Origin of the sequence: Tardiphaga sp., from assembly GCF_028290785.1 — a bacterium.
Lineage (GTDB): Bacteria > Pseudomonadota > Alphaproteobacteria > Rhizobiales > Xanthobacteraceae > Tardiphaga.
On record NZ_JAQGJD010000217.1, the window covers coordinates 1 to 20874 of the forward strand.

Sequence of the window (20874 nt, forward strand, 5' to 3'; positions counted from 1 at the left end):
CGGTGTTTCTGATGGGCCAGTTCGGCACCGCCGCGATCGCCGCGCATACGATCGCGATCCAGGTCGGCTCGGTCACGTTCATGGTGCCGATGGGCCTCGGCCAGGCGGCGACGGTGCGGGTCGGGCAGGCCAAGGGCGCCGGCGACCGCGACGCCATCACCCGCGCAGGCTGGACCGCCTTCGCGCTCGGCGTCGGCTTCATGGCGTCGATGAGCGCGTTGATCATCCTCGCGCCGCGGCTGCTGATCGGCGCCTTCCTGGACATCGACGATCTCGCCAACGCGCCGGTGATCGCGTTCGCCATGTCGTTCCTGTTCTGCGTCGCCGTGTTCCAGATTGCCGACGGCGCCCAGTCGGTCGGCGCCGGCATGCTGCGCGGCCTGCAGGATACGCGGATGCCGATGATCTTCGCGGCCGTGGGCTATTGGGGTTTTGGTATGCCGCTCGGCCTGCTGCTGGCGTTCAAGTTCGGCTTCGGGCCGGTCGGCATCTGGATCGGCCTGGCGTCAGGGCTGGTCGCGGTGGCGATCGTGATGCTGTGGCGGTGGACGAGGCGGGAAAGGCTGGGATTGGTGAAAGTGTAGTAGCGTGCTGTGGGACGCGCTTTCTTCCTTCTCCCCCGCGCGAAGCTCGCTTACCGCGGGGGAGAGGGGAAGTAAGAGAGCTGCTTCGCTTAGATGACCTTGCGGATCCAGTTGTGCGGGTCAGGCGCGCGGCCGTACTGGATGTCCACCAGTTGCTTGCGCAGTCCCATCGCCACCGGGCCGGCCGCGCCGCCGTTGATGACGAAATCGCCACTCACCGAGCGCACCGTGCCGATCGGCGAAATCACCGCTGCGGTGCCGCAGGCGAAAGCCTCTTTCAGTTTTCCGCTGGCGGCGTCGGCGCGCCACTGGTCGAGTGAATAAAGTTCCTCGCGCACTTCCGCGCCGGAATCCCTCGCGAGCGCGATGATCGAATCGCGGGTGATGCCGGGCAGGATGGTGCCGAGCGGCGGCGTCAGCAGCGAGCCGTCGTCGAACACGAAGAACACGTTCATGCCGCCGAGCTCCTCGATGTAGCGGCGCTCGAGCGCATCGAGGAAGACCACCTGGTCGCAGCCGTGATCGATCGCCTCGGCCTGCGCGCGCAGGCTCGCGGCGTAATTGCCACCGCATTTGACGGCGCCGGTGCCGCCGACCGCGGCGCGGGTGTAGTTCTCCGACACCCAGATCGACACTGGCGCGGGTCCGCCCTTGAAATAGGAGCCGACCGGCGAGGCGATGACGGCGAAGATGTATTCCGCCGAAGGCTTCACGCCGAGGAAGATCTCGCTGGCGATCATGAAGGGGCGCAGATAGAGGCTGCCTTCGCCACCCGGGATCCAGTCGCGGTCGATCTTCACAAGCTGCTCGACGGCTTCGATGAACACCGGCTCCGGCAGCGGCGCCATCGCCATGCGGTCGGCCGAATTGCGGAAACGCCTCGCATTGGCGTCGGGCCGGAACAGGTTCACGCCGCCATCGTCGCGTCTGTAGGCCTTGAGGCCTTCGAAAATTTCCTGCGCATAGTGCAGGACGGCGGTGGCCGGATCGAGCGGGAAATTCGCGCGGGATTCAACCCGCGCGCCATGCCAGCCTTTCTCTTCATTGTAGCGGACCAGAGCCATGTGCTCGCTGAAAACCCGACCGAAGCCCGGGTTTGCCAGCCGTGTCGCGCGCTCGCTCTCGGAAACCGGAGTTGCCACGGGGAGGACGTCGAAGGTCAGCCAGGCCGCACCATCGATTTTATCGAACGAAAGTCCCATGGACCCAACTCCTGGCTTGCGGCGCCGCGGCTGGGCGGCGGCGCCGTGGTTCTACGTCAACTTTGCGCCCCGCAACACCGGTTTTGCTGCCGGCACCTGCTTTTGCGGAAAGCGCGAAAATCAGTATGTTTGGTCGATTGCCTGCGCAATCGCCGGTGGAGAATGCGCGGCCATGCCGCCCATTCGTGGTATCGGACTGGTGAGGCCCTGTCGTGGTGAAAGTTCTATTATTTCGTCTCGATGGTTCATTTTGTAAGATTGAAACAAAGATGTGTCAATATGCCTGACATAAATTTCGCAGGTCAAGCCTCACGATCGCTTGAAGCGGCGGCCGGGCAGGATACGGGGCCCGTCGGCCCGGCGGCGCGCTGGGACATCATCGAACTGCTGTTTTTCGCCTACCGCGACTTCGTCGGCGATCCGGACCACGTGCTGGACCAGTTCGGGTTCGGCCGGGCGCATCACCGCGTCGTCCACTTCGTGTATCGCTATCCCGGCCTCAAGGTGGCCGACCTGCTGGACGTATTGCGGATCACGAAGCAATCGCTGGGACGGGTTCTCAAGCAATTACTCGACGAAGGGTATATCGTGCAAAAGTCGGGCGCAGCCGATCGTCGGCAGCGCCTGCTTTTCGCCACGGCCAAGGGCGAGGCTCTGGTGGCGCAACTGGCGGGCTTGCAGACCGACCGCATCACCCGCGCACTGCGGGGGATCGAACCCAACGAGGTCGAGGCGATCAGCCGTTTTCTCAGCGGGATGATCGATCGCGACGATCCCGACAAGGTGCTGCAGACGATTCTGGGGACGGACAGCGGAATGAGCAAAGAATGATACTAGCCGCCGCCGCCAAGCGAATGCCCGTGCAACCGGCCGACGACGCCCCGCATCTGCTGCTGGTCGATGACGACCGCCGGATTCGCGATCTGCTGTCGCGCTTTCTCGCTGGCGAGGGGTACCGCGTCACCACGGCCGCCTCCGCCAAGGATGCCCGTGCCAAATTGCTCGGGCTGCATTTCGACATGCTGATCCTCGACGTGATGATGCCCGGCGAGACCGGCTTCGACCTGGCCCGCTTCATTCGCACCACTTCGGTGGTGCCGATCATCATGCTGACCGCGCGCGACGCCGCCGAAAGCCGCATCGAGGGCCTGCAGATCGGCGCCGACGACTACGTCGCAAAACCTTTCGAACCGCGCGAACTGGTGCTGCGGATCGGCAACATCCTGAAGCGGCTGGCGCCGGTGCCGGTGGAGCGCACCGAGTCGCTGCAGTTCGGGCCCTACGTCTATCACCTGCAGCGCGGCGAACTGCGCCAGGGCGACGACATCATCCATCTCACCGACCGCGAGCGCGACATGCTGCGCGTGCTGGCCGCGACGCCGGGCGAGACCGTGCCACGCGGCGAACTCACCGGCGGCGACGGCACCGTCAACGAGCGCGCGGTCGATGTGCAGATCAACCGGCTGCGCCGCAAGATTGAGACCGACCCGGCCAATCCGCTGTTCTTGCAGGCCGTGCGCGGCATCGGCTACCGGCTCGTCGCCTCGCCATGAAGTCTTCAACGAAACCCCGCATATGAGCACCATCGACACCGGCCTGACCATGATCCGCACCGCGGCGGGGCGCGTCTCGGCGGCCAACAACTGGATGGGCCGGCGCTTCAACAGCTTCATGCCGAAGGGCCTCTATGCCCGCGCGCTGCTGATCATGATCGTGCCGATGGTGATCCTGCAGTCGGTGGTCGCCTTCGTGTTCATGGAGCGGCACTGGAACACGGTGACGCGGCGGCTGTCGCAGGCGGTGGTGCAGGACATCGCCACGCTGATCGACGTCTACAAGATCTATCCGCAGGACAAGGACCGCACCCAGATCAAGACCATCGCGCAGCAGCGCCTCGGCCTGGTGGTGGACTTCCTCCCCATCGGCGACATGCCGCCGCCCGGCCCGAAGCCGTTCTTCTCGCTGCTCGACCAGGCGCTGTCGGTGCAGATTGGCCGGCAGATAACCCGGCCGTTCTGGATCGACACCGTCGGCCGCTCCAACCTGGTGGAGATTCGCATCCAGCTCGACGACGCGGTGATGCGCATCTTCGCGCAGCGCAGCGCGGCCTATGCGTCGAACTCGGAGATCTTCCTGTTCTGGATGGTCGGCACCTCGTCGATCCTCCTGATCGTGGCGATCCTGTTCCTGCGCAACCAGATCCGCCCGATCCTGCGGCTGGCGGACGCCGCCGAGAGTTTCGGCAAGGGCCGCGAGGCGCCGAACTTCCGGCCGCGCGGCGCCCGCGAAGTGCGCCGTGCCGCCAACGCCTTCATCGAGATGAAGGCGCGCATCGAACGCTCCATCGAGCAGCGCACCGCGATGCTGGCCGGCGTCAGCCACGACCTGCGCACCATCCTCACCCGCTTCAAGCTGGAGCTGGCGCTGCTCGGCGACAGCCCGGAAATCGACGACATGCGCAAGGATGTCGACGAGATGGCCGCCATGCTGGAAGCCTATCTGGCGTTTGCGCGCGGCGACAGCGGCGAGCAGGCGCAGCCCACCGACATGGCAGCGGCGCTGGAAGAATTGCGCAGCGACGCCGAGCGCAACGGCCACAAGGCCACCGTGACGTTCCACGGCCTGCCGGTGGTGACGGTGAAGCCGGCGTCGTTCAAGCGCTGCCTTGGCAACCTGGTATCGAATGCCGCGCGCCACGCCCACGACATCGCGATTACCGGGCACCGCGACCACCGCTATCTCACGGTTACGGTGGACGATGACGGCCCGGGCATCCCGCAGGAGATGCGCGAAGAGGTGTTCAAGCCGTTCCTGCGGCTCGACGACGCCCGCAACCAGGACGAAGGCGGCACCGGCCTCGGCCTCGCCATCGCCCGCGACATCGCGCGCTCCCATGGCGGGGATATCACGCTGGGCGACAGCCCGATGGGCGGCTTGCGGGCATCGGTGCGGATACCGGTGTAGCGCTCGATGGCGCCACACACGCTGTGTCGTCCCCGCGAAGGCGGGGACCCATAGCCTCTGCAGTAAGAAGTCGAAACGGAGGTCGGCATGGCCCTCCAGCCCAACAAAAACGACAGCGTGTATGGGTCCCCGCCTTCGCGGGGACGTCGCGGAGTTTGTGGAAACTTTGCAGAACTACTTGGCCAATTCCTTCGACCGCTTGGTCGCTGCCGCGATCGCCTTTGTCAGCAGCGGCTCGAACCCATCCGTGCCCATCAATACTTCCAGCGCCGCCGCCGTGGTGCCGCCGGGCGATGTGACGTTCTTCCGCAATGTCGCCGAGTCCAGATCCGAGCGGTGCATCAGCTCGCCCGATCCTGACACAGTTTCCCGCGCCAGCTTGGTCGCGAGTTCGACCGGCAATCCCGCGGCAACGCCGGCACGCGCCATTTCTTCGGCGAGCAAAAACACATAGGCAGGACCCGAGCCCGACACGGCCGTCACCGCATCCATCAGGCCCTCGTCCTCGATCCATTCCACGCTGCCCGTCGCGCGCAGCAGCGCATCGGCGACGCCGCGCTGTTCGGCATCGACGTCATTGGCCGCCACCGCCACCGTGATGCCGCGGCCGATCGCCGCCGGGGTGTTCGGCATCGCGCGCACGATCCTGCCGCCGCAGACTTCGGAAATCGCCGCAATGGTCGCGCCCGCCATGATCGACACCACCAGCGCCGAGCCGGCAAGGCCGCGCAGCGTCGGGCCGGCCTCGCGAAACATCTGCGGTTTCACCGCGACCACAAGTGTTGCAACCTTGCCGATCTCGTTCGCCGCGGGATTGAGGCGGACGCCGATGGCGCCGAGCGCCTTGATCGCGTCCGGGGCGAATGGATCGATCACCACGACGCGCTTCGGATCGAGCCCGCGCGCGAGCCAGCCGGTCAGCATCGCGCCGCCCATCTTGCCGGCGCCGGCGAGGACGAGGGTGCCGGTGAGCTCGGCGAGCGGCAGTGGCGATGAGGTCATGGCGATGTCCCGAAATGCAAAATGTGCGGGACCGTATCATCGGGACGCGGCGTGTGCAGCCTGTCGCGGGCTAAACGAGACTCTTTTTCAGAAAGTAGCGCGGGCCGCCGCGCGGATAGTCGGGCAGGGTGCCGACGATCTCGTAGCCCTGCTTCTGGTAGAACTCCGGCGCCTGAAACCAGTAGGTGTCGAGCCATAGCCCGATGCAGCCGCGCTGCCGCGCAATGTCCTCGGCCTGCGCCAGCACTTTCGAGCCGAGATCCTGGCCGCGGAATTGCGCGGGAATCACGAACAGTTCGACGAAGCACCAGTTGTAGGCCGTCTTGCCCCACAGCCCGCCGGCGGGCTCGCCGGTGACGGGATCGTTGATCAGGATCGCCAGCGGTTCAAAGCAGGACGGGCCTACCTTGCTGTCGTTGTATTCGACCAGCGCCTTCAACACGGCGTTGCGATGCGTCTCGTTCGGCTGGGCGGGGACGACGATCTCGGGAGGCGCGGCCGACACCCGCGTTACGCTTCGCCGGCGGTGTCGAACATCGCAGCGCTCATGGCTTCGTCGGCGGTCTTGCCGGCCCACACCACGAACTGCATCGCCGGATAGTAGCGCTCGCAGGCATGGATGGCGCCGACCAGCATGGCCTCGCACTGTGCCGTGGTGGCGGTGAGTCCGTCGGGCAGCACCAGCGCCTGCCTGAACATGATCATGCCGGAGTGAGTCCAGATATCGAAATGCCCGACCCACATCTGCTCGTTGATAGCAGCCATCAGCCGCTGCACTTCGGCGCGGCGCGCGGTCGGAATCTTCATGTCGAAGGCGCAAGCCAGATGCAGCGCCTCGATCTCGTTCATCCAGGTGAAGGAGAGTTGATAGTCGGTCCAGTCGCCCTTCGAGACGATCGTGACTTCGTCCTCGCCAGAGCGCTCGAACGCCCAGTTGTGATCGGCGGCGATGTCCTCGACCACACCCAGCGGGTTGATCCGTGAATCGATAGTGCCTTCGAGGAGTGACATGCCGTCGCGACCTTGCTTTGAATGTGATGAACGCTTGCAGTCGGCCGGTACGCGAAAAATAAATGAGCCGCTGCAGGCTGCAATCCCGGGAGCAAAGGGTGGTTCGTCCTAGGCTTGCGAGTTTGAAGTGATGTGATTTGCGGAATCGGCGCAACGCCACCACGAATCCATCCACAGACAAACACCCCTTCATCCACAGTTGATCTCGCCACAATGAGAACAAACCGGAATCGGATTCGCGGGATGCGAGTCTGTTGCGGTGCGCTCCCGCGGAGCGAGTCGGAATCCGCCGTTAACCACTGATTCGCCGGCGGCGTTTCGCGGACTCGCAAGGGTCTTCGAGGGTACGCCGTGGATCCCTGTGGATGGTTGTTGCCGAGCCGGGCAGGGTTCGGCATAGTTCGGGCATCAGCCGAAAGAGCACCGTCATGAACGAGACTACGCTAGCTTCCTCGGATGAGGCCCAGCATCGGCGCTTCGCCAAGCCGCAGCGCGTGGCGTTCGTGCAGTCGTCGTGGCACCGCGACATCGTGGCATCGTGCCGGCTGTCGTTCCTGGCCGAGATCGAGGCGCGCCATATCGCGCCGTCGCAGGTCGACCTGTTCGAGGTGCCGGGCTCGTTCGAGATTCCGCTGCATGTGCAGATCCTCGCCAAGACGCGGCGCTACACCGCCATCGTCGCGGCCGGTCTCGTGGTCGACAGCGGCGTGCGCGGCTTCGTTGCCGACACCGTGATCCGCGCCCTGATGGATGTGCAGTTGCGCACCGAGGTGCCGGTGTTCTCCGCGGTGGTGACGCCCGACGATTTCGACGAGACCGAGGCGGGCTCGGATTTCCTGCGCAAGCACTTTGCGGCGAAGGGCGTCGAAGTGGCGGAGGCCTGCGCCAACACGCTGCTCAGCCTCGAGCGGCTGCGCGGTCAGGTCGCGGCGGGGATTGTGTAGCGGTCACGTTCCCCGGATGCGGCGCAGTGCGCCGCGCAGCGGCGTAGTGCGCTGCTGATCCGGGGTCCCGGTCATTTGCGAAGAAGAATGATGAAGAAACCGGGACCCCGGATCTGCGGAGCGGCATAAGAATGCCGCACCGCGTCCGGGAAACGCAGCAATGCCTCAGTCGAACAGGCTCGACACCGACTCTTCCGACGCGGTGCGGCCGATGGCGTCGGCGATCAAGGACGCGATCGGCAGCGTGCGGATGTTCGGTGAATTGATCACGGCATCGGTGGGCTGGATCGAATCCGTGATCACCAGTTCCTTCAGCTTCGAGCCGGTGATGCGCGCCGCGGCGCCGCCGCTCAGCACGCCGTGGGTGATGTAGGCGTAGACATCCTTGGCGCCGTTGGCGAGCAGGGCGTCGGCGGCGTTGACCAGCGTGCCGCCGGAATCGACGATGTCATCGACCAGGATGCAGGTGTAGCCGGCGACGTCGCCGATCACGTTCATGACCTCGGATTCGCCGGCGCGTTCGCGGCGCTTGTCGACGATCGCCAGCGGCGTGTTGATGCGCTTGGCGAGGCCACGCGCGCGCGCCACGCCGCCGACGTCGGGCGACACCACCATCACATTGGCGAGGTCGAACTTTTCCTTGATGTCGCGCACCATCACCGGCGAGGCGTACAGGTTGTCGGTGGGGATGTCGAAGAAGCCCTGGATCTGGCCGGCATGCAAATCGAGCGTCATGACGCGGTCCACGCCCGCATTGGTGATCAGGTTCGAGACCAGCTTGGCGGAAATCGGCGAGCGCGAGCCGACCTTGCGATCCTGCCGGGCGTAGCCGAAATACGGAATCACCGCGGTGATGCGGCGCGCCGAGGCGCGGCGCAGGGCATCGGTGACGATCAGCAATTCCATCAGATGGTCATTGACCGGATACGACGTCGACTGAATGATGAAGACGTCGGAGCCGCGGACGTTTTCCTGGATCTCGACGAAGATTTCCATGTCGGCGAAGCGCCGGACGCTGGCCTTGGTCAGGGACAGCTGCAGCCAGGAGGCGATCTCCTGCGCCAGCGCGGGGTTTGAGTTGCCCGCGACCAGCTTGATGGAGCCGTTCTTGCCCGACATCGACGCGTCTCCCCGCGGCTTGGTGGATACAACGTTCAGCATATCGGATTACCCAAGGAACAGATGTCTCAACGAGCGAGGTGATATCAAGGACGACAGTCCGCTGGCAACCCGTAGGCCGCCGTTTTCCTGCGCAAATTCAAGGTTTCTATCGTTAATGCGCGCTGAAGCTGAGGGCGGTCTCGGCAAACGTTGTCGGTGACGCCGGCGCATCGTCGGCGCGGGCGATGGCGGGGCCGTTGCCACGCGGCGCGGGGACCGCGGCGGGATCGGGCTCGGTGCCGTTCATCATGCCGCTGAGGCCGGTCAGACCGGCCTGGGCGATCCGCCGCAACACCAGGTCGTCGGCGGTGGCCCAGGCGTCGGCGCCGGCCTTGCCGGTTGGCTCTTCGCCGGACAGGCGCAAAGCGCGCTGCTGGTCGCGGTCATAGACGTCCCACACCCAGGCGATGCTGGCCTTGCCGCCGCGAACTTGCGCTGCGAGGTAACTGCGCACCCGGAAAGCGGCACTGTCCCGGCGCGACACCACCGCCAGGTTGCGCAATCGGGCTTCGCTATCCAGCAGGTTGACCATGCGGTCGAAAACCTGCGGGGGCGGGCCATCGACAGATTCAAAGGCAACGGTGGCGCCGCTCGGGCCGCTTATGCTGGCCTGCGCATTGGAGGGGCCGCCGGCGCTGCCGACATTGGCGCAGCCGCTGAGGCCGAGGCTCACGGTGAGCAGAAGCGCGGCCTGAAGCAGGCGCGGCATACGCTGGAAGGCTGTGAATGTGGCAAAGCGCATGCAACGTCCCGACTTCGGTCGGCCGTGAGCCATCCGACAGGTCGAAGCGATATCGTTAAAATGCGTTAAGGTCTAGGGCGGGCCTGACACAGGTGTGTACGAGGTGAGCAAGTCGATCACCGCGCGCCGACAATTCGCATCCATTTTGAGGCAGTTACGGTTCCAGCACGATGGCGTGGATCTGCCGGCCATAATCCCGCTCTTTGCGATGCACCGAACGGCGGTAGCTGAACAAGCGTTCGTCAGGATAGGTGTCGATGCCGGTGTCGTCGATGGCGCCCACGCTGGCGCGCTCCAGCCGCATCCGGATGAAGCCGCCGAGGTCGAACATCGCGTGGCCTTCGTGCGGGGACGGAATGAAGAACAGCGCATATTCGCCGTCCTCGCGCACGAAGCGCTCGACGAATTCGGCGCCGACTTCGTAGCTCGGCTGCCGGATCAGCGGGCCGATCGCCACCGTCATGGCGGCACGGTCGGCGCCGAGCTTTTCCATCGCGTCGATCGTCGCTTCCAGCACGCCGGTCAACGCGCCCTTCCAGCCGGCATGCGCCGCGCCGATCACCCGCGCCTTGGGATCAGCAAACAGCACCGGCCCGCAATCCGCGGCGGTGACGCCGAGCGCGAGGCCTTCGATGCTGGTGACCATGGCGTCGGCGCGCGGTCGCGAGGCGGCATCCCATGGCGCGGTGGCAACGGCGACGGCCGGCGAATGGATTTGGTGCACGGTGAGGAAGTGCTCGGGATCGACGCCCATCGCCGCGGCCATGCGGCGGCGGTTCTCCGCCACGTGCGCGGGATCGTCCTCCGAGCCGAGCCCGCCATTGAGGCCGGCATAGATCCCCTCGGAGACGCCGCCGTCGCGGGTGAAGAAGGCATGGCGCAGGCCGGGCACGGCCGCGAGCAAGGGCGAGGTGAAGGTCATGATGCGTTCTCGATGCCGGTGTCGTCGCTGAGCGCCACCAGCGTGGGAATGGTGGGGCTGGAGATGCCGATCACCTTGAACAGCGAGCCCATGCCGCCACGGCCGCGGTCGGTCAGCCGCTTCAACGCGCCGGAGACATCCTCGGACACTTCGGGGCTGGCCTTGGCCATTAACGTCACCGCGCGGGTCTCGATGCCCAGTCGCTTGAGGAATTCGCCTTGCGACACCGGCCCGTGAACGCGGGCGCCGACGTCTTCCGCCGCGCGGCCAAGCGCTTCGAAATCCACGTGGGCGGTGACATCGGCCTGGCCGGGGTTCTTCAGCGGATCGGCAAAGGAGTGCCGCGCGATCGCCTGCAGGGTGTCGCCGGCGTCGGAGCGGGTGTGGCCGTAATCGATCACCAGCGCCGCGCCGCCCTGGTCGCGGACGCGGCTGGCGATTTTCATGATCTCGCTGTCGGGGCGCCATTCGAACACCGCACCATTCGGCGCCGCGCGGACCAACGGCGGCACCAACAGCTCGAAATGCGGCAGCGGATCGAGGCCGGCGCCGAATTCCAGGTCGCCATGATCGGTGATTTCCACGGTGCGCTCATGCCAGCCGGTGTCGCGCTTCACCACCTGGTGCACCGGCAGCACGTCGAAATATTCGTTGGCCAGGATCACCGAGGGGCCCGCCGGCACGCTGTCGATGCTGTCGTGCCAGGTGATGTTGCGAACGCCGGACAGCGTCGCGCGCTGCTTCTCGCGCAGCACCGGATTGATCTCGATCATATGGATGTGCAGCGCCTGATACAGCGGCGGCAGGACGCGCAGCGCCCGCAGGGCGTCCGCCATCATGGTGCCGCGGCCGGGGCCGAGTTCGATCAGGTGCAGCAGCGGCGGCGAGTCGATCGCGCGCCACACCGAGGCCGACCACAGCCCGAGCAGTTCGCCGAACATCTGACTGACTTCCGGCGCGGTGGTGAAGTCGCCTTCGCGGCCGAGCGGATCGCGCGACACGTAGTAGCCGTATTGCGGATGGGTCAGGCATAGCTGCATGTAGCGCCACACCGGCATCGGTCCGGCGGACTTGATCAGGCGTTTGATTTCATCCTGCAGCGGCGAATGTTCGGTCATGCCTTGCCAGTGTTCAATTCGGGCTGCAGCGGCGGGTTACGGCGCGCCAACACCATCAGTACCAGACCCACGACGATCATCGGTACCGACAGCAGCATGCCCATGGTGAGTCCGCCCCACAGGAAGCCGAGTTGCGGGTCCGGTTCGCGAAAGAATTCGCCGATAATGCGCGCGACCGCATAAAAAAAGATGAAGGCGCCGAGGATCAGCCCGGGCCGCTTCAGCGCGCCGGCGCGGATCATCAGCGCCAAAATGGCGAAGAGCACGATGCCTTCGAGGCCTGCTTCGTACAACTGGCTTGGATGGCGCGGCAGCGGCCCGCCATTGGGGAACACCATTCGCCATGGCACGCTGGCATCGGCCGGTCGGCCCCACAATTCGCTGTTGATGAAGTTGGCGAGACGCCCCAGCAGCAGCCCGATCGGCCCGACCGCGCAGGTGAGGTCGCCGAGCGACAGGACGGGCAGGCCGCGCTTCCAGCAGAACGCCATCACTGCCGCCACGCAGCCCAGGAAGCCGCCGTGGAACGACATGCCGCCCTTCCACAGTTCGAGGATTTCGGCGGGATGCGCGACGAAGAAATCGAGGTTGTAGAACAGCACGTAGCCGGTGCGGCCGCCCAGAATAATGCCGAGCGTCACCCACAGGATGAAGTCGTCAAAATCCAGCAGCGAGATCGGCGACGGCCCGCCCCACAGTCTCTGGCTCTTGATCAGCGCGCGGGCATAGACCCAGCCAAGCACGATGCCGCCGATATAGGCCAGCGCGTACCAGCGGATCACGATCGGCCCCAGCGCGATGGCCACGGGATCGAAGACCGGGAAGGCGATGGTGAGGAAGGGCAGGTCGATAAAGGGCATGACGTGACTTACGGGTCCGGGCGGCAGCAGTAAAGCGTCACTCTATGACGATCGCGTGCAGCCGGGGAACGCGACAATCGCGCGCCGGTGGCGCCGGGCAACAGCAGGCTTGAACTGCGTCGCCGGGATCGCCATTGTCGAATTCAACATTTCAGTTCGACCGGCCGGAGTTCTAGCCATGACCCAGACCAACAATCGGTTTTTCGACGAGATCGGGCGCCTGATGAACGATGCCGCCGGCGCCGCCCAGGGCGTCAAGCGCGAGGTCGATACGGTGGTCCGCAACCAGGCCGAAAAGATCCTGCGCGACCTCGATATCGTCAAGCGCGAGGAGTTCGAGGCGGTCAAGGACATGGCCCGCCTCGCCCGCGAGGAAAACGAGGCGCTGAAGGCACGGATCGTCGCGCTGGAGGCGAAACTGGGTGGGGCGTCGTAAGTTGCTGGGAGCGGCGAGCGCGGCAACGCGGACGTCGGCAAGCTGCGCACGGAGGAGTGGGGGCACGCCTCACGTTAAAGCTGTCTATGCCTCAACGTAATCCGCGATACTGGTTGGCGCCGGCACGGCCAGGCCGTCCTGCCTGAGGCCGTCGATGTGAAATCGGATCGCGTCGCGGATCTCGATTTCAACCGCTTTCACGGTGTCGCCGGTGGCAACGCAGCCGGGCAGGTCCGGAACATAGGCCGAATAGTTGCCTTCGGCCTTCTCGATCACGACCGCGTAGCGCATCAGCGTTGTTCCTTCAGGCCAGCCTGCTTCAGGATACTGCCGAATGTGCCGGGCGCAAGGTCGTCCGATGGCTTGCCGGCCACCGTTACGCGGCCCGGCTTCAGCAAATGTTTGTACTGACGGTGGCTACCGCGGGTCGCGGCCAGGAACCAGCCATCGTCTTCGATCAGTCGGATAGCGTCGCGGACTTTCATAGGCGCCCACGTCTGGACGGCTGAAACTACCACAAATACCAACGCGGGAAGCCGGACCAACTTGCCAATCCCGCTAAAAACCCCCTGCATTTCCTTGTCTTTCCGGCCCTTTGGCGCTAAAAGCCCGGCACGTCTGCAGCCCCCGCACCCCTGGAGGCTTGCTGCGACGACGGAACGGGCCGCGTTGCGGCCTTTAACTTTTTAGAAAACAAGGACTTAAACGATGGCGACCGTCAAGGAATTGAAGGCGACCGTACGTTCGGCAGGCGGCAAGGGGGCCGCACGGGCTGTACGGCGCGCCGGCCGAGTGCCGGGAGTAATCTATGGTGACAGCAAGCCCCCGGTGTCGATTTCGGTCGACGATGCCGAATTGCGCCAGCGCATTCTGGCCGGCCGCTTCCTCACCACGATCTACGACATCGAGCTCGATGGCGCCAAGCATCGCGTGATTCCGCGCGACTTCGCGCTGGATCCGGTGCGTGACTTCCCGCTCCATGTCGACTTCCTGCGGCTCGGCGTCGGCGCCACCATCCGCGTCAGCGTTCCCCTGCATCTGAAGAATGCGGAAACCGCCCCCGGCGTGAAGCGCGGCGGCACGGTCAACATCGTCACCCACACGCTGGAGCTCGAAGCCGAGGCCGACAGCATTCCGCAGTTCGTCGAAGCCGATATCGGCCAGCTCGACATCGGCGGTTCGCTGCACATGTCGGACATCAAGCTGCCGAAGGGCGTCAAGACGCTGCTGCGCGATGAAGACCTCACCCTGGTCACCATCGTGCCGCCGTCGGGCTATGGCGAAGAGCAGGCCGGCGCTGCCGCCGGCGCCGCTCCTGCCGCTGGTGCTGCTCCCGCAGCAGCTGCCGCTGCGAAGGCTCCCGCCGCTGGTGCCAAGGCTCCTGCCGCTGGCGCGAAGGCGCCCGCTGCCGCTGCCAAGGCACCTGCCGCTCCGGCGAAGAAGAAGTAAGCAACCGCGGGATTCCGCGTCATGCGGCTCTTTGTTGGTCTCGGAAACCCTGGTGCGAAATACCAGGGCAACCGGCACAATATCGGGTTCATGGTTCTGGACGAGATGGCGCGGCGTCACGGTTTTGCACCGTGGCGCCGCCGCTTTCAGGGCGAGACTTCGGAAGGCACGCTGGACCGCGAACGCGTCATCCTGCTGCGTCCGCTGACTTTCATGAACGATTCCGGCACATCGGTGCAGGCCGCTGCAAGCTTCTTCAAGATCGCGGTCGGCGACATCGCGGTGTTTCACGACGAGCTCGAACTGCCGTTCTCGAAAGTGCGCGTCAAGGTCGGCGGCGGCATCGCCGGGCATAACGGGCTGCGCTCGATCTCCGCGCATGTCGGCAACGACTACCGCCGCGTTCGGCTCGGCATCGGCCATCCCGGCGTCAAGGAACTGGTGCACAACCATGTGCTCAGCGATTTCGCCAAGGCCGAGCGGCCGCAGCTCGAGGCGCTGATCGACGCGGTGAGCGATAACGTGGCATTGCTGGCCGATGGCCGCGACTCCACGTTTCAGAACAAGGTGCATCTGACGATGCAGGCCAAGGGATTCACGTCGAAGGACGACAACGGCACTTAAGGCGCCGTCGAACCATTCAGGACAGGTCATGGGATTCAAATGCGGTATCGTCGGGCTGCCGAATGTCGGCAAATCGACGCTGTTCAACGCGCTCACCGAAACCGCGGCGGCGCAGGCGGCGAACTATCCGTTCTGCACCATCGAGCCGAACGTCGGCGAGGTCGCAGTGCCCGACAAGCGGCTCGACAAGCTGTCGGAGATCGGCAAGTCGCAGCAGATCATTCCGACCCGGCTGACCTTCGTCGATATCGCAGGTCTGGTGAAGGGCGCTTCCAAGGGCGAAGGCCTCGGCAACCAGTTTCTGGCCACCATCCGCGAGGTCGATGCTGTCGCTCACGTGGTGCGCTGCTTCGTCGATGACGACATCACGCACGTGGAGGGCAAGATCGATCCGCTCGCCGACATCGAGATCATCGAGACCGAGCTGATGCTGGCCGATCTCGACTCCTGCGAAAAGCGCGTCGACAACCTGACCAAGAAGGCCAAAGGCAACGACAAGGACGCCAAGGAGCAGCTCGATCTGGTGCAGCGCGCTTTGGTGCTGCTGCGTGAGGGCAAGCCGTCGCGCTTCCTTGAGCGCAAGCCGGAAGAAGAACGCGCCTTCGGCATGCTCGGCCTCCTGACGTCGAAGCCCGTGCTCTATGTCTGCAACGTCGAGGAAGGCGCGGCCGGCGAGGGCAACGCCTATTCGAAGCTGGTGAGTGAGCACGCCGCGAAAGAGGGCGCCGTCGCGGTGGCGATCTCGGCCAAAATCGAATCGGAAATTGCGACGCTGTCGCGCGCCGAGCGCGCCGAATTCCTTGAGACGCTAGGCCTCGAAGAAGCCGGCCTGGATAAGCTGATCCGCGCCGGCTATAAGCTGCTGGATCTGATCACCTACTTCACGGTCGGTCCGAAGGAAGCCCGCGCCTGGACCATCACCCGCGGCACCAAGGCGCCGCAGGCGGCGGCGGTGATCCACACCGATTTCGAAAAGGGATTTATCCGCGCCGAAACCATCGCCTATGACGACTATGTCGCGCTGGGCGGCGAATCCGGCGCCCGCGACGGCGGCAAGCTGCGCCTCGAAGGCAAGGAATACGTCGTCGCCGACGGCGACGTGCTGCACTTCAGGTTTAATACCTGAGCCTACTTGCCCCGGACGCGATGCAATACGAAGTATTGCTTCGCAGAGCCGGGGCCCCGGTTTTTTCAAAGAGCAACCGGGATCCCGGATCTGCGCAGCGGCATGGCGGCGATGCAAGTGCATCGCCTGAGAATGCCGCAGCGCGTCCCGGAAACGATCTACCTCAATGCCCTTGCCCCTGATCCCGGATCGCGCCGAGATGCTCGTTGATGCGGAATACGATCAAAATGAACTCCGCAACGATGCGCGAGAAGATGATACCGACCAAGACGCCGGCGACGCTCGACAGCAGCATGATGAATCCGCCGAACGGGCTGATGGCCATCGCCGCCAGGCCGGAAAACACGCCGGATATGCCGAACAGAATCCACAGCGCGATCACCAGCCAGTAGAACGTCTTGATGATGGTCGGCGTGATGAAACGATCCCATTGAAACAGGTCGCGAAATTCAAACATCGGTCGTTCTCCCCCGGCGCGGCGCGTGTGTAAGTCAATGATCGGCAGCGTGCAAAATGGCCTGACACGCGGTAGTGCCCAACCATGTCCTGAGCAAGATCGCGGGAAAGCCATGCAGGCGTACGGGTTGAGATTGCTGCAAATAGCGGCCACAATCAGGCTCCCTCGACGGCAACTCCTATCATGACCCTGACATTCGACGATTTCCAGCCCGGCCATTTCGGGACCTACGGGCCGCGCCATATCACGCGCGAGGAGATCATTGCTTTCGCCGCCGAATACGATCCGCAGCCGATGCATCTCGATGAGGCCGCGGCCGATGCGTCGTTGCTGAAGGGGCTGGCCGGCTCGGGCTGGCACATGTGTTCGCTGATGATGCGCATGATCTTCGATGGCTTCCTGCACGATACTGCATCGATGGGCTCGCCGGGGGTCAACGAGATGCGCTGGCTGGCGCCGTTTCGGCCGGGCGACGACCTGATGCTCGACGTCGAGGTGCTGGAGGCGCGGCCGTCGCAGAGCCGACCATCGACTGGTATCGTGACGTTCAAGTGCAGCACGCGCAACGCGGCCGGGCGGGCCGTGGCCGAAATGATCGTGCCGATCATCATCGGTCGCGCCGCCGTCACGGCGAGTTAGGCCGGTCCGATGAATTTTCTCGAAGACGTCGTTATCGGCCACCACAGCGAGTTTGGCTCGTTCGCGTTCACCGCCGAACTGATCAAAAAGTTCGCGACGGAGTTCGACCCGCAGCCGTTTCATCTCGACGAGGAGGCCGGCCGCCGGTCGCTGCTCGGCGGCCTGGCCGCATCGGGCTGGCACGTCGCGGCCGTCGCCATGAAACTGCGGATCGCCGAAAGCCAGCGCGCGACCGCGGAAGCCAAGGCGCGCGGCGAAACCGTCGCGGTGTCCGGCCCCTCGCCGGGGTTTCGTGAACTGCGCTGGATCAAGCCGGTGCTGGCCGGCGACACCATCAGCTATGCCAGCGAGGTCGTCGCCGTTCGCGCGACGGCGTCAAAGCCGGGCTGGGGCATCGTGCAGGCCCGCACCACCGCCACCAACCAGCACGGCGACGTCGTCATGACGTTTCTGGCGACTGTGTTCCTGCCGCAACAGGGCAACGCTAGTTAACCAATCCAATTTTCTTCAAGGGAACAGGGCCCGCGTTAACGCGTTCTGAACCTTGCGAGGGTGTTGTGAGACCTACGCACGACGACGATCTAATCCGCTTTGGGGACGACAATGGCTGACCGCACCGGACTGAAATTTGTGGGCTTTATCTTCGCGAGCGTGACGCTGGCGGTGATGTTCGCCACAGGCATGGTGGTAAAGGGTTATGCCGACGGCGCGTATTCGCTCGAAACCGCCCAGGTCTCCCCAAACCAGTAAGTTCATCCGGTGGGCGTTTGCCGCTCTGGCGGCTCGCTGCATCCGATCAGCGGTTCCAGGCCCACGCCAGAAGCGCCACGATCACGACCAGCAAGCCGACAAAGCGGACGATGATGGTGCCCATCTTGGGCGGCGTCGTTCGCGCCGGAATCGGATCGGTGGTATTGGGCCGAATGGTCTCCACGAAGCAGTCCCCCAAGCCTTAAGCCATGCCGCGGATCGCGGCGCAGAAGTTGGTCGGACCGATCGCGCTCCAAGTTCAATCGAAATTTTGCACGCCATGTCAGGCGCTTTTCTCGCCGCGCTTGCGGGAACGCCAAAAAAAGCCGCTCCCGTTGCCGGAGGCGGCTTTTGTTTGATTTAGGACCGGTAAGCGATCAGTCGTGGCGCAGGCCGTCCGCGGTGCGCTTCCACTGCGCGACGTTGTCGGCGATCAGGCGCGTCGACTTCATCGCCGCCTGGCTGAGCTGGGCATAACCGGAGATTTCACGCTGCACACGCTGGCCTTCGGCATGCAGCAGGTCGCGCAGGCTTTCCAGCTCGCTGACGAGGTTTTCGATCTCGCTGAGCGAGGTGCCGGCGACGCGCTGGATCAGCGAATTCACGCTGTTGACGGTGGCCTCGGTGCTGGAGTCCATTGGAAGCTCCGGAGTGCTGCTGCTTACCACGCCGGACGCTGGCCGGCGCAGATAGGCAACGTCGTTGCGGACGAAGTCACGGATACCGGCTTCGACTTCTGAGACCGCAGCGAGATTGTCGTCTTCGACAGGTTCGATCTTCTCGGGATTAATCGCATTCATCGGCTCTTCCTTATTTCGCGTTGAGCGAGCGCGGATTGTCCCCCGCACGACGAACTCATGGACCACATCAGGTCACTTGAATTTGACCAGATCGCGGCCGATCTGCGGCACGGATCCGGTCTTTAACGGTATTCGTTCAATGCGGTGAAGATTAGGTTACGATTACCAGCTGTGCTTGAAGCCGGCGGTCAGGCTCTTGTTGGCCGGCCCCTGCAGCGTCTCGCTCACCGAGGCGGAGATGTTGACGCCGCCGAACAGCTTTTGCTCGGCACCGACCTTGCGCAGCCATTTGTCGTCGGTCGTGGCCAGCGTCTGGCCGGCGATGAAGCTGGTGCCGGTGTCGGCGATGCTCAGCCTGGCCTGCTGATCGGTCTCGTAGCTGCGCACCGGCCGTCCGTTGTACCCGATCACGGACGAGCCGCCCTGCTGAATCACGTTGTAGCCGTTCTGTAGCGTCAGAGAGTACTTGTCGCCGGCGATCGGCACCGATTTGCTCAGCGATGTCCCGAACTTGGTCTGGTCCGCCAGCGGATCGACGCGGGCCTCGATCGCCGTCTTGTCCCAGATCGATGCCACCCCCGGCGCGGTCATCGCGGCCCAGGCGGCGGCGCCCGAGGCTTGCGCGCCCTGGCCATCGCCGAACTGGTTACGGTAGGCATCGCTCGCGCTGCGGGAGCTGGCCTGCCCGGCGACGTTGAGGTCGGCGCCGACACGGGTATCCCAGAACGGCGACAGCGGCTGCTTCACCGACAGCGCCGACGAGCCGTCGGCATTCTTTTGCGACGACCATGCGGCGCCGGCATTGCCGGCGGAGGCGGATGACTTCTGCTCGCGCGGTGCTGCCTTGGCCGAAGGCGCCCGGCTGGTGTCGAGCAGCGTCCAGTCCGGTTCGGGAAAGTTGAGGTCTACCGGCGGCGGCGTGTCCATCGGTTCGCTCTCGCCGGGTGGCGGTTGCAGGTCGAGGCCGCGCCAGGGATCCTGTGCCCAGACCGGCGACGCCAGCGCGCCGGTCGTCAGCGCTGCTAGCAAGGACCAAAAGGTCGCATTGAAAAGTGTTGTCGTCATGCCAGCCGCCGCCCAGCGAGGTCGGAGATCAATTCAGCAGATGATACCGTCGCGCGGGTCAAAATTGTGGCGTTGCAACATGTTCTTTTCGCAGGGCTCCGCGGAACGTATCCAGCATGAATCGCTTGTACCGCGCGCAACACGCGCACTTTAATTCTCCTTAGAGGTCACATGAAGAAAATTGCTTTGGTTTTTGCTGCCGCTGCCACGATTTTCGCTGCCGTTCCGGCATCCGCGCAGGGCATGCATCGTGACGGCATGCGCCACGGCGGCATGCATCGCGGTCATTCGATGGGCCGCCCGCATGCCCACCGTGCGCCGCGCATCGTCGTGGTCCCGCGCGGTCGTCATCATCGCCGCGGCCACATGATGCATTGATCGCATTTTGACTCGACGAAACGGCCCCGCATCCGCGGGGCCGTTTTTCGTTGGATGGGTGCCTCGATAACGCGCTCAGGCGATCTTGGGCAGATGGATCTGGCGGCCCAAAGCCTGCTCGACCAGATCGAATGTATCGACCACGACGCGCATGCTGACGAGCAGCCCATTGCTGAAGCGCGCGAATTGCGCGAGCCGCAGGCTGATCGGGCGGTTGGAATCCAGCGCCGTCAGCGAGTAGCGCATCATCGACGCGCCGGTGTCCTCGCCGAGCATCATCGACTCCCGCTCGAAGCGATGCACCCGGATGTTGTCGGCGATCTGCCGGCAGACATCGAGCACGGCGGCCTTGCCGTGGCGTGCGCCGAGAAACGGAAACATGTCGATGGGGCCGAACACCGCCCATTCGACGTTGTCGTCAATCTGGGCAGCGAGGTCATCGACCTGACGTTCGTTGATGGCGCGATGCAACGCGCGCGAGAAACGCCAGAGGCTGTGCTCTGTCATGGATCGGTCCTGAATATGAAAGCGCCGACCCCATCGTTGGAATCTGTGCCGGTAAAATGATGTGGAATTGATTGAACTCTAAAGTAATATAATTTCGCGGCAAATGCAAGTTAAAATGTTGCAATGCACAAGA

General features: G+C 64.5%; 30 protein-coding genes. 13 read left to right on the forward strand and 17 right to left on the reverse strand.

Annotated elements, in window-relative coordinates:
* The coding region (locus JWR89_RS12950; RefSeq protein ID WP_299716677.1) for an MATE family efflux transporter at positions 1-584 on the forward strand (584 nt) is incomplete at its 5' end.
* A gap of 89 nt (positions 585-673) precedes the next feature.
* Here the strand turns inward: JWR89_RS12950 and JWR89_RS12955 are convergent.
* Positions 674-1786 (reverse strand): branched-chain amino acid aminotransferase, encoded by a 1113-nt coding sequence (locus JWR89_RS12955; RefSeq protein WP_299716680.1) that lies wholly within the window; start codon positions 1784-1786, stop codon positions 674-676.
* Here JWR89_RS12955 and JWR89_RS12960 point away from each other — a divergent pair.
* From JWR89_RS12960 to JWR89_RS12975, 4 genes are read left to right on the forward strand one after another with little or no spacing between them, the layout of a single operon-like run.
* A complete protein-coding gene (locus JWR89_RS12960) occupies positions 1785-2042 on the forward strand; it encodes a hypothetical protein (protein ID WP_299716683.1) in 258 nt (85 codons plus the stop codon). The two genes, JWR89_RS12955 and JWR89_RS12960, sit on opposite strands and share 2 nt — an antisense overlap.
* Before the next feature lie 23 nt (positions 2043-2065).
* A complete protein-coding gene (locus JWR89_RS12965) occupies positions 2066-2617 on the forward strand; it encodes a MarR family transcriptional regulator (protein WP_299716686.1) in 552 nt (183 codons plus the stop codon).
* Positions 2614-3339, forward strand: coding sequence for a response regulator transcription factor (locus JWR89_RS12970; RefSeq protein ID WP_299716689.1), 726 nt, complete (start codon positions 2614-2616; stop codon positions 3337-3339). Before JWR89_RS12965 ends, JWR89_RS12970 begins: the two co-directional genes overlap by 4 nt.
* A gap of 22 nt (positions 3340-3361) precedes the next feature.
* Positions 3362-4750, forward strand: a complete 1389-nt coding sequence (locus JWR89_RS12975; RefSeq protein WP_299716692.1) for an ATP-binding protein — start codon at positions 3362-3364, stop codon at positions 4748-4750.
* Between the two features lie 174 nt (positions 4751-4924).
* On the opposite strand, the gene proC is transcribed toward JWR89_RS12975, so the two are convergent.
* From proC to JWR89_RS12990, 3 genes are all read right to left on the reverse strand, one after another.
* Positions 4925-5752 (reverse strand): pyrroline-5-carboxylate reductase, encoded by an 828-nt coding sequence (proC, locus tag JWR89_RS12980; protein WP_299716695.1) that lies wholly within the window; start codon positions 5750-5752, stop codon positions 4925-4927.
* Between the two features lie 70 nt (positions 5753-5822).
* Positions 5823-6257, reverse strand: coding sequence for a GNAT family N-acetyltransferase (locus JWR89_RS12985; protein ID WP_299716698.1), 435 nt, complete (start codon positions 6255-6257; stop codon positions 5823-5825).
* A gap of 5 nt (positions 6258-6262) precedes the next feature.
* A complete protein-coding gene (locus tag JWR89_RS12990; protein WP_299716701.1) occupies positions 6263-6763 on the reverse strand; it encodes a YbjN domain-containing protein in 501 nt (166 codons plus the stop codon).
* A gap of 428 nt (positions 6764-7191) precedes the next feature.
* On the opposite strand from JWR89_RS12990, the gene JWR89_RS12995 reads away from it, so the two are divergent.
* On the forward strand, positions 7192-7707 hold the full coding sequence (locus JWR89_RS12995) for a 6,7-dimethyl-8-ribityllumazine synthase (RefSeq protein ID WP_299716704.1): 516 nt from the start codon (positions 7192-7194) through the stop codon (positions 7705-7707).
* 165 nt (positions 7708-7872) lie between these two features.
* Here the strand turns inward: JWR89_RS12995 and JWR89_RS13000 are convergent, their stop codons facing one another.
* The 5 genes from JWR89_RS13000 to lgt form a co-directional block, all read right to left on the reverse strand.
* Positions 7873-8826, reverse strand: coding sequence for a ribose-phosphate pyrophosphokinase (locus JWR89_RS13000; protein WP_299716707.1), 954 nt, complete (start codon positions 8824-8826; stop codon positions 7873-7875).
* 154 nt (positions 8827-8980) lie between these two features.
* Positions 8981-9610 (reverse strand): hypothetical protein, encoded by a 630-nt coding sequence (locus JWR89_RS13005; RefSeq protein ID WP_299716710.1) that lies wholly within the window; start codon positions 9608-9610, stop codon positions 8981-8983.
* 154 nt (positions 9611-9764) lie between these two features.
* A complete protein-coding gene (pgeF, locus tag JWR89_RS13010; RefSeq protein ID WP_299716713.1) occupies positions 9765-10532 on the reverse strand; it encodes a peptidoglycan editing factor PgeF in 768 nt (255 codons plus the stop codon).
* Entirely contained in the window at positions 10529-11650 is a 1122-nt protein-coding gene (locus JWR89_RS13015) for a class I SAM-dependent methyltransferase (RefSeq protein ID WP_299716716.1), read from the reverse strand. The genes pgeF and JWR89_RS13015 overlap by 4 nt, the downstream gene beginning before the upstream one ends.
* Entirely contained in the window at positions 11647-12495 is an 849-nt protein-coding gene (lgt, locus tag JWR89_RS13020; protein WP_299716805.1) for a prolipoprotein diacylglyceryl transferase, read from the reverse strand. Before lgt ends, JWR89_RS13015 begins: the two co-directional genes overlap by 4 nt.
* 193 nt (positions 12496-12688) lie before the next feature.
* Between lgt and JWR89_RS13025 the strand changes: the two genes are divergently transcribed.
* Entirely contained in the window at positions 12689-12946 is a 258-nt protein-coding gene (locus JWR89_RS13025; protein WP_299716719.1) for an accessory factor UbiK family protein, read from the forward strand.
* An 84-nt stretch (positions 12947-13030) separates the two neighbouring features.
* Here the strand turns inward: JWR89_RS13025 and JWR89_RS13030 are convergent, their stop codons facing one another.
* Together JWR89_RS13030 and JWR89_RS13035 are read right to left on the reverse strand one after the other, a co-directional pair.
* Positions 13031-13237: a type II toxin-antitoxin system HicB family antitoxin gene (locus JWR89_RS13030; RefSeq protein ID WP_299716722.1), complete on the reverse strand. Its 207-nt coding sequence runs from the start codon at positions 13235-13237 to the stop codon at positions 13031-13033.
* The gene (locus JWR89_RS13035) at positions 13237-13431 is read right to left on the reverse strand and encodes a type II toxin-antitoxin system HicA family toxin (protein ID WP_299716725.1); all 195 of its coding nucleotides are present in this window, start codon (positions 13429-13431) and stop codon (positions 13237-13239) included. Before JWR89_RS13035 ends, JWR89_RS13030 begins: the two co-directional genes overlap by 1 nt.
* Before the next feature lie 223 nt (positions 13432-13654).
* Between JWR89_RS13035 and JWR89_RS13040 the strand changes: the two genes are divergently transcribed.
* The 3 genes from JWR89_RS13040 to ychF are packed head-to-tail and all read left to right on the forward strand — an operon-like array spanning position 13655 to position 16145.
* Positions 13655-14395, forward strand: a complete 741-nt coding sequence (locus tag JWR89_RS13040; protein ID WP_299716728.1) for a 50S ribosomal protein L25/general stress protein Ctc — start codon at positions 13655-13657, stop codon at positions 14393-14395.
* 21 nt (positions 14396-14416) lie between these two features.
* Complete coding sequence (pth, locus tag JWR89_RS13045; RefSeq protein WP_299716733.1) at positions 14417-15019, forward strand: aminoacyl-tRNA hydrolase; 603 nt, start codon at positions 14417-14419, stop codon at positions 15017-15019.
* A 28-nt stretch (positions 15020-15047) separates the two neighbouring features.
* Positions 15048-16145: a redox-regulated ATPase YchF gene (gene ychF, locus JWR89_RS13050; RefSeq protein ID WP_299716736.1), complete on the forward strand. Its 1098-nt coding sequence runs from the start codon at positions 15048-15050 to the stop codon at positions 16143-16145.
* Positions 16146-16308: 163 nt separating this feature from the next.
* Here ychF and JWR89_RS13055 read toward each other — a convergent pair whose 3' ends face one another.
* Positions 16309-16602 (reverse strand): DUF4282 domain-containing protein, encoded by a 294-nt coding sequence (locus JWR89_RS13055; RefSeq protein ID WP_299716739.1) that lies wholly within the window; start codon positions 16600-16602, stop codon positions 16309-16311.
* 183 nt (positions 16603-16785) lie between these two features.
* Between JWR89_RS13055 and JWR89_RS13060 the strand changes: the two genes are divergently transcribed.
* From JWR89_RS13060 to JWR89_RS13070, 3 genes are all read left to right on the forward strand, one after another.
* Positions 16786-17241: a MaoC family dehydratase gene (locus tag JWR89_RS13060; RefSeq protein ID WP_299716742.1), complete on the forward strand. Its 456-nt coding sequence runs from the start codon at positions 16786-16788 to the stop codon at positions 17239-17241.
* Between the two features lie 9 nt (positions 17242-17250).
* Positions 17251-17733 carry a MaoC family dehydratase gene (locus tag JWR89_RS13065; protein WP_299716745.1) on the forward strand — a complete coding sequence of 161 codons (483 nt, stop codon included), beginning with the start codon at positions 17251-17253 and terminating at the stop codon, positions 17731-17733.
* A gap of 111 nt (positions 17734-17844) precedes the next feature.
* Positions 17845-17991: a hypothetical protein gene (locus tag JWR89_RS13070; RefSeq protein ID WP_299716748.1), complete on the forward strand. Its 147-nt coding sequence runs from the start codon at positions 17845-17847 to the stop codon at positions 17989-17991.
* A 46-nt stretch (positions 17992-18037) separates the two neighbouring features.
* On the opposite strand, the gene JWR89_RS13075 is transcribed toward JWR89_RS13070, so the two are convergent.
* From JWR89_RS13075 to JWR89_RS13095, 5 genes are all read right to left on the reverse strand, one after another.
* Positions 18038-18175, reverse strand: a complete 138-nt coding sequence (locus tag JWR89_RS13075) for a hypothetical protein (RefSeq protein WP_299716750.1) — start codon at positions 18173-18175, stop codon at positions 18038-18040.
* A 193-nt stretch (positions 18176-18368) separates the two neighbouring features.
* A complete protein-coding gene (locus JWR89_RS13080) occupies positions 18369-18791 on the reverse strand; it encodes a hypothetical protein (RefSeq protein ID WP_299716753.1) in 423 nt (140 codons plus the stop codon).
* Positions 18792-18953: 162 nt separating this feature from the next.
* Entirely contained in the window at positions 18954-19856 is a 903-nt protein-coding gene (locus JWR89_RS13085; protein WP_299716756.1) for a hypothetical protein, read from the reverse strand.
* 150 nt (positions 19857-20006) lie between these two features.
* Positions 20007-20231: a hypothetical protein gene (locus tag JWR89_RS13090; RefSeq protein WP_299716759.1), complete on the reverse strand. Its 225-nt coding sequence runs from the start codon at positions 20229-20231 to the stop codon at positions 20007-20009.
* 78 nt (positions 20232-20309) lie between these two features.
* On the reverse strand, positions 20310-20741 hold the full coding sequence (locus tag JWR89_RS13095; RefSeq protein ID WP_299716762.1) for a nuclear transport factor 2 family protein: 432 nt from the start codon (positions 20739-20741) through the stop codon (positions 20310-20312).
* Positions 20742-20874 lie beyond the last annotated feature (133 nt).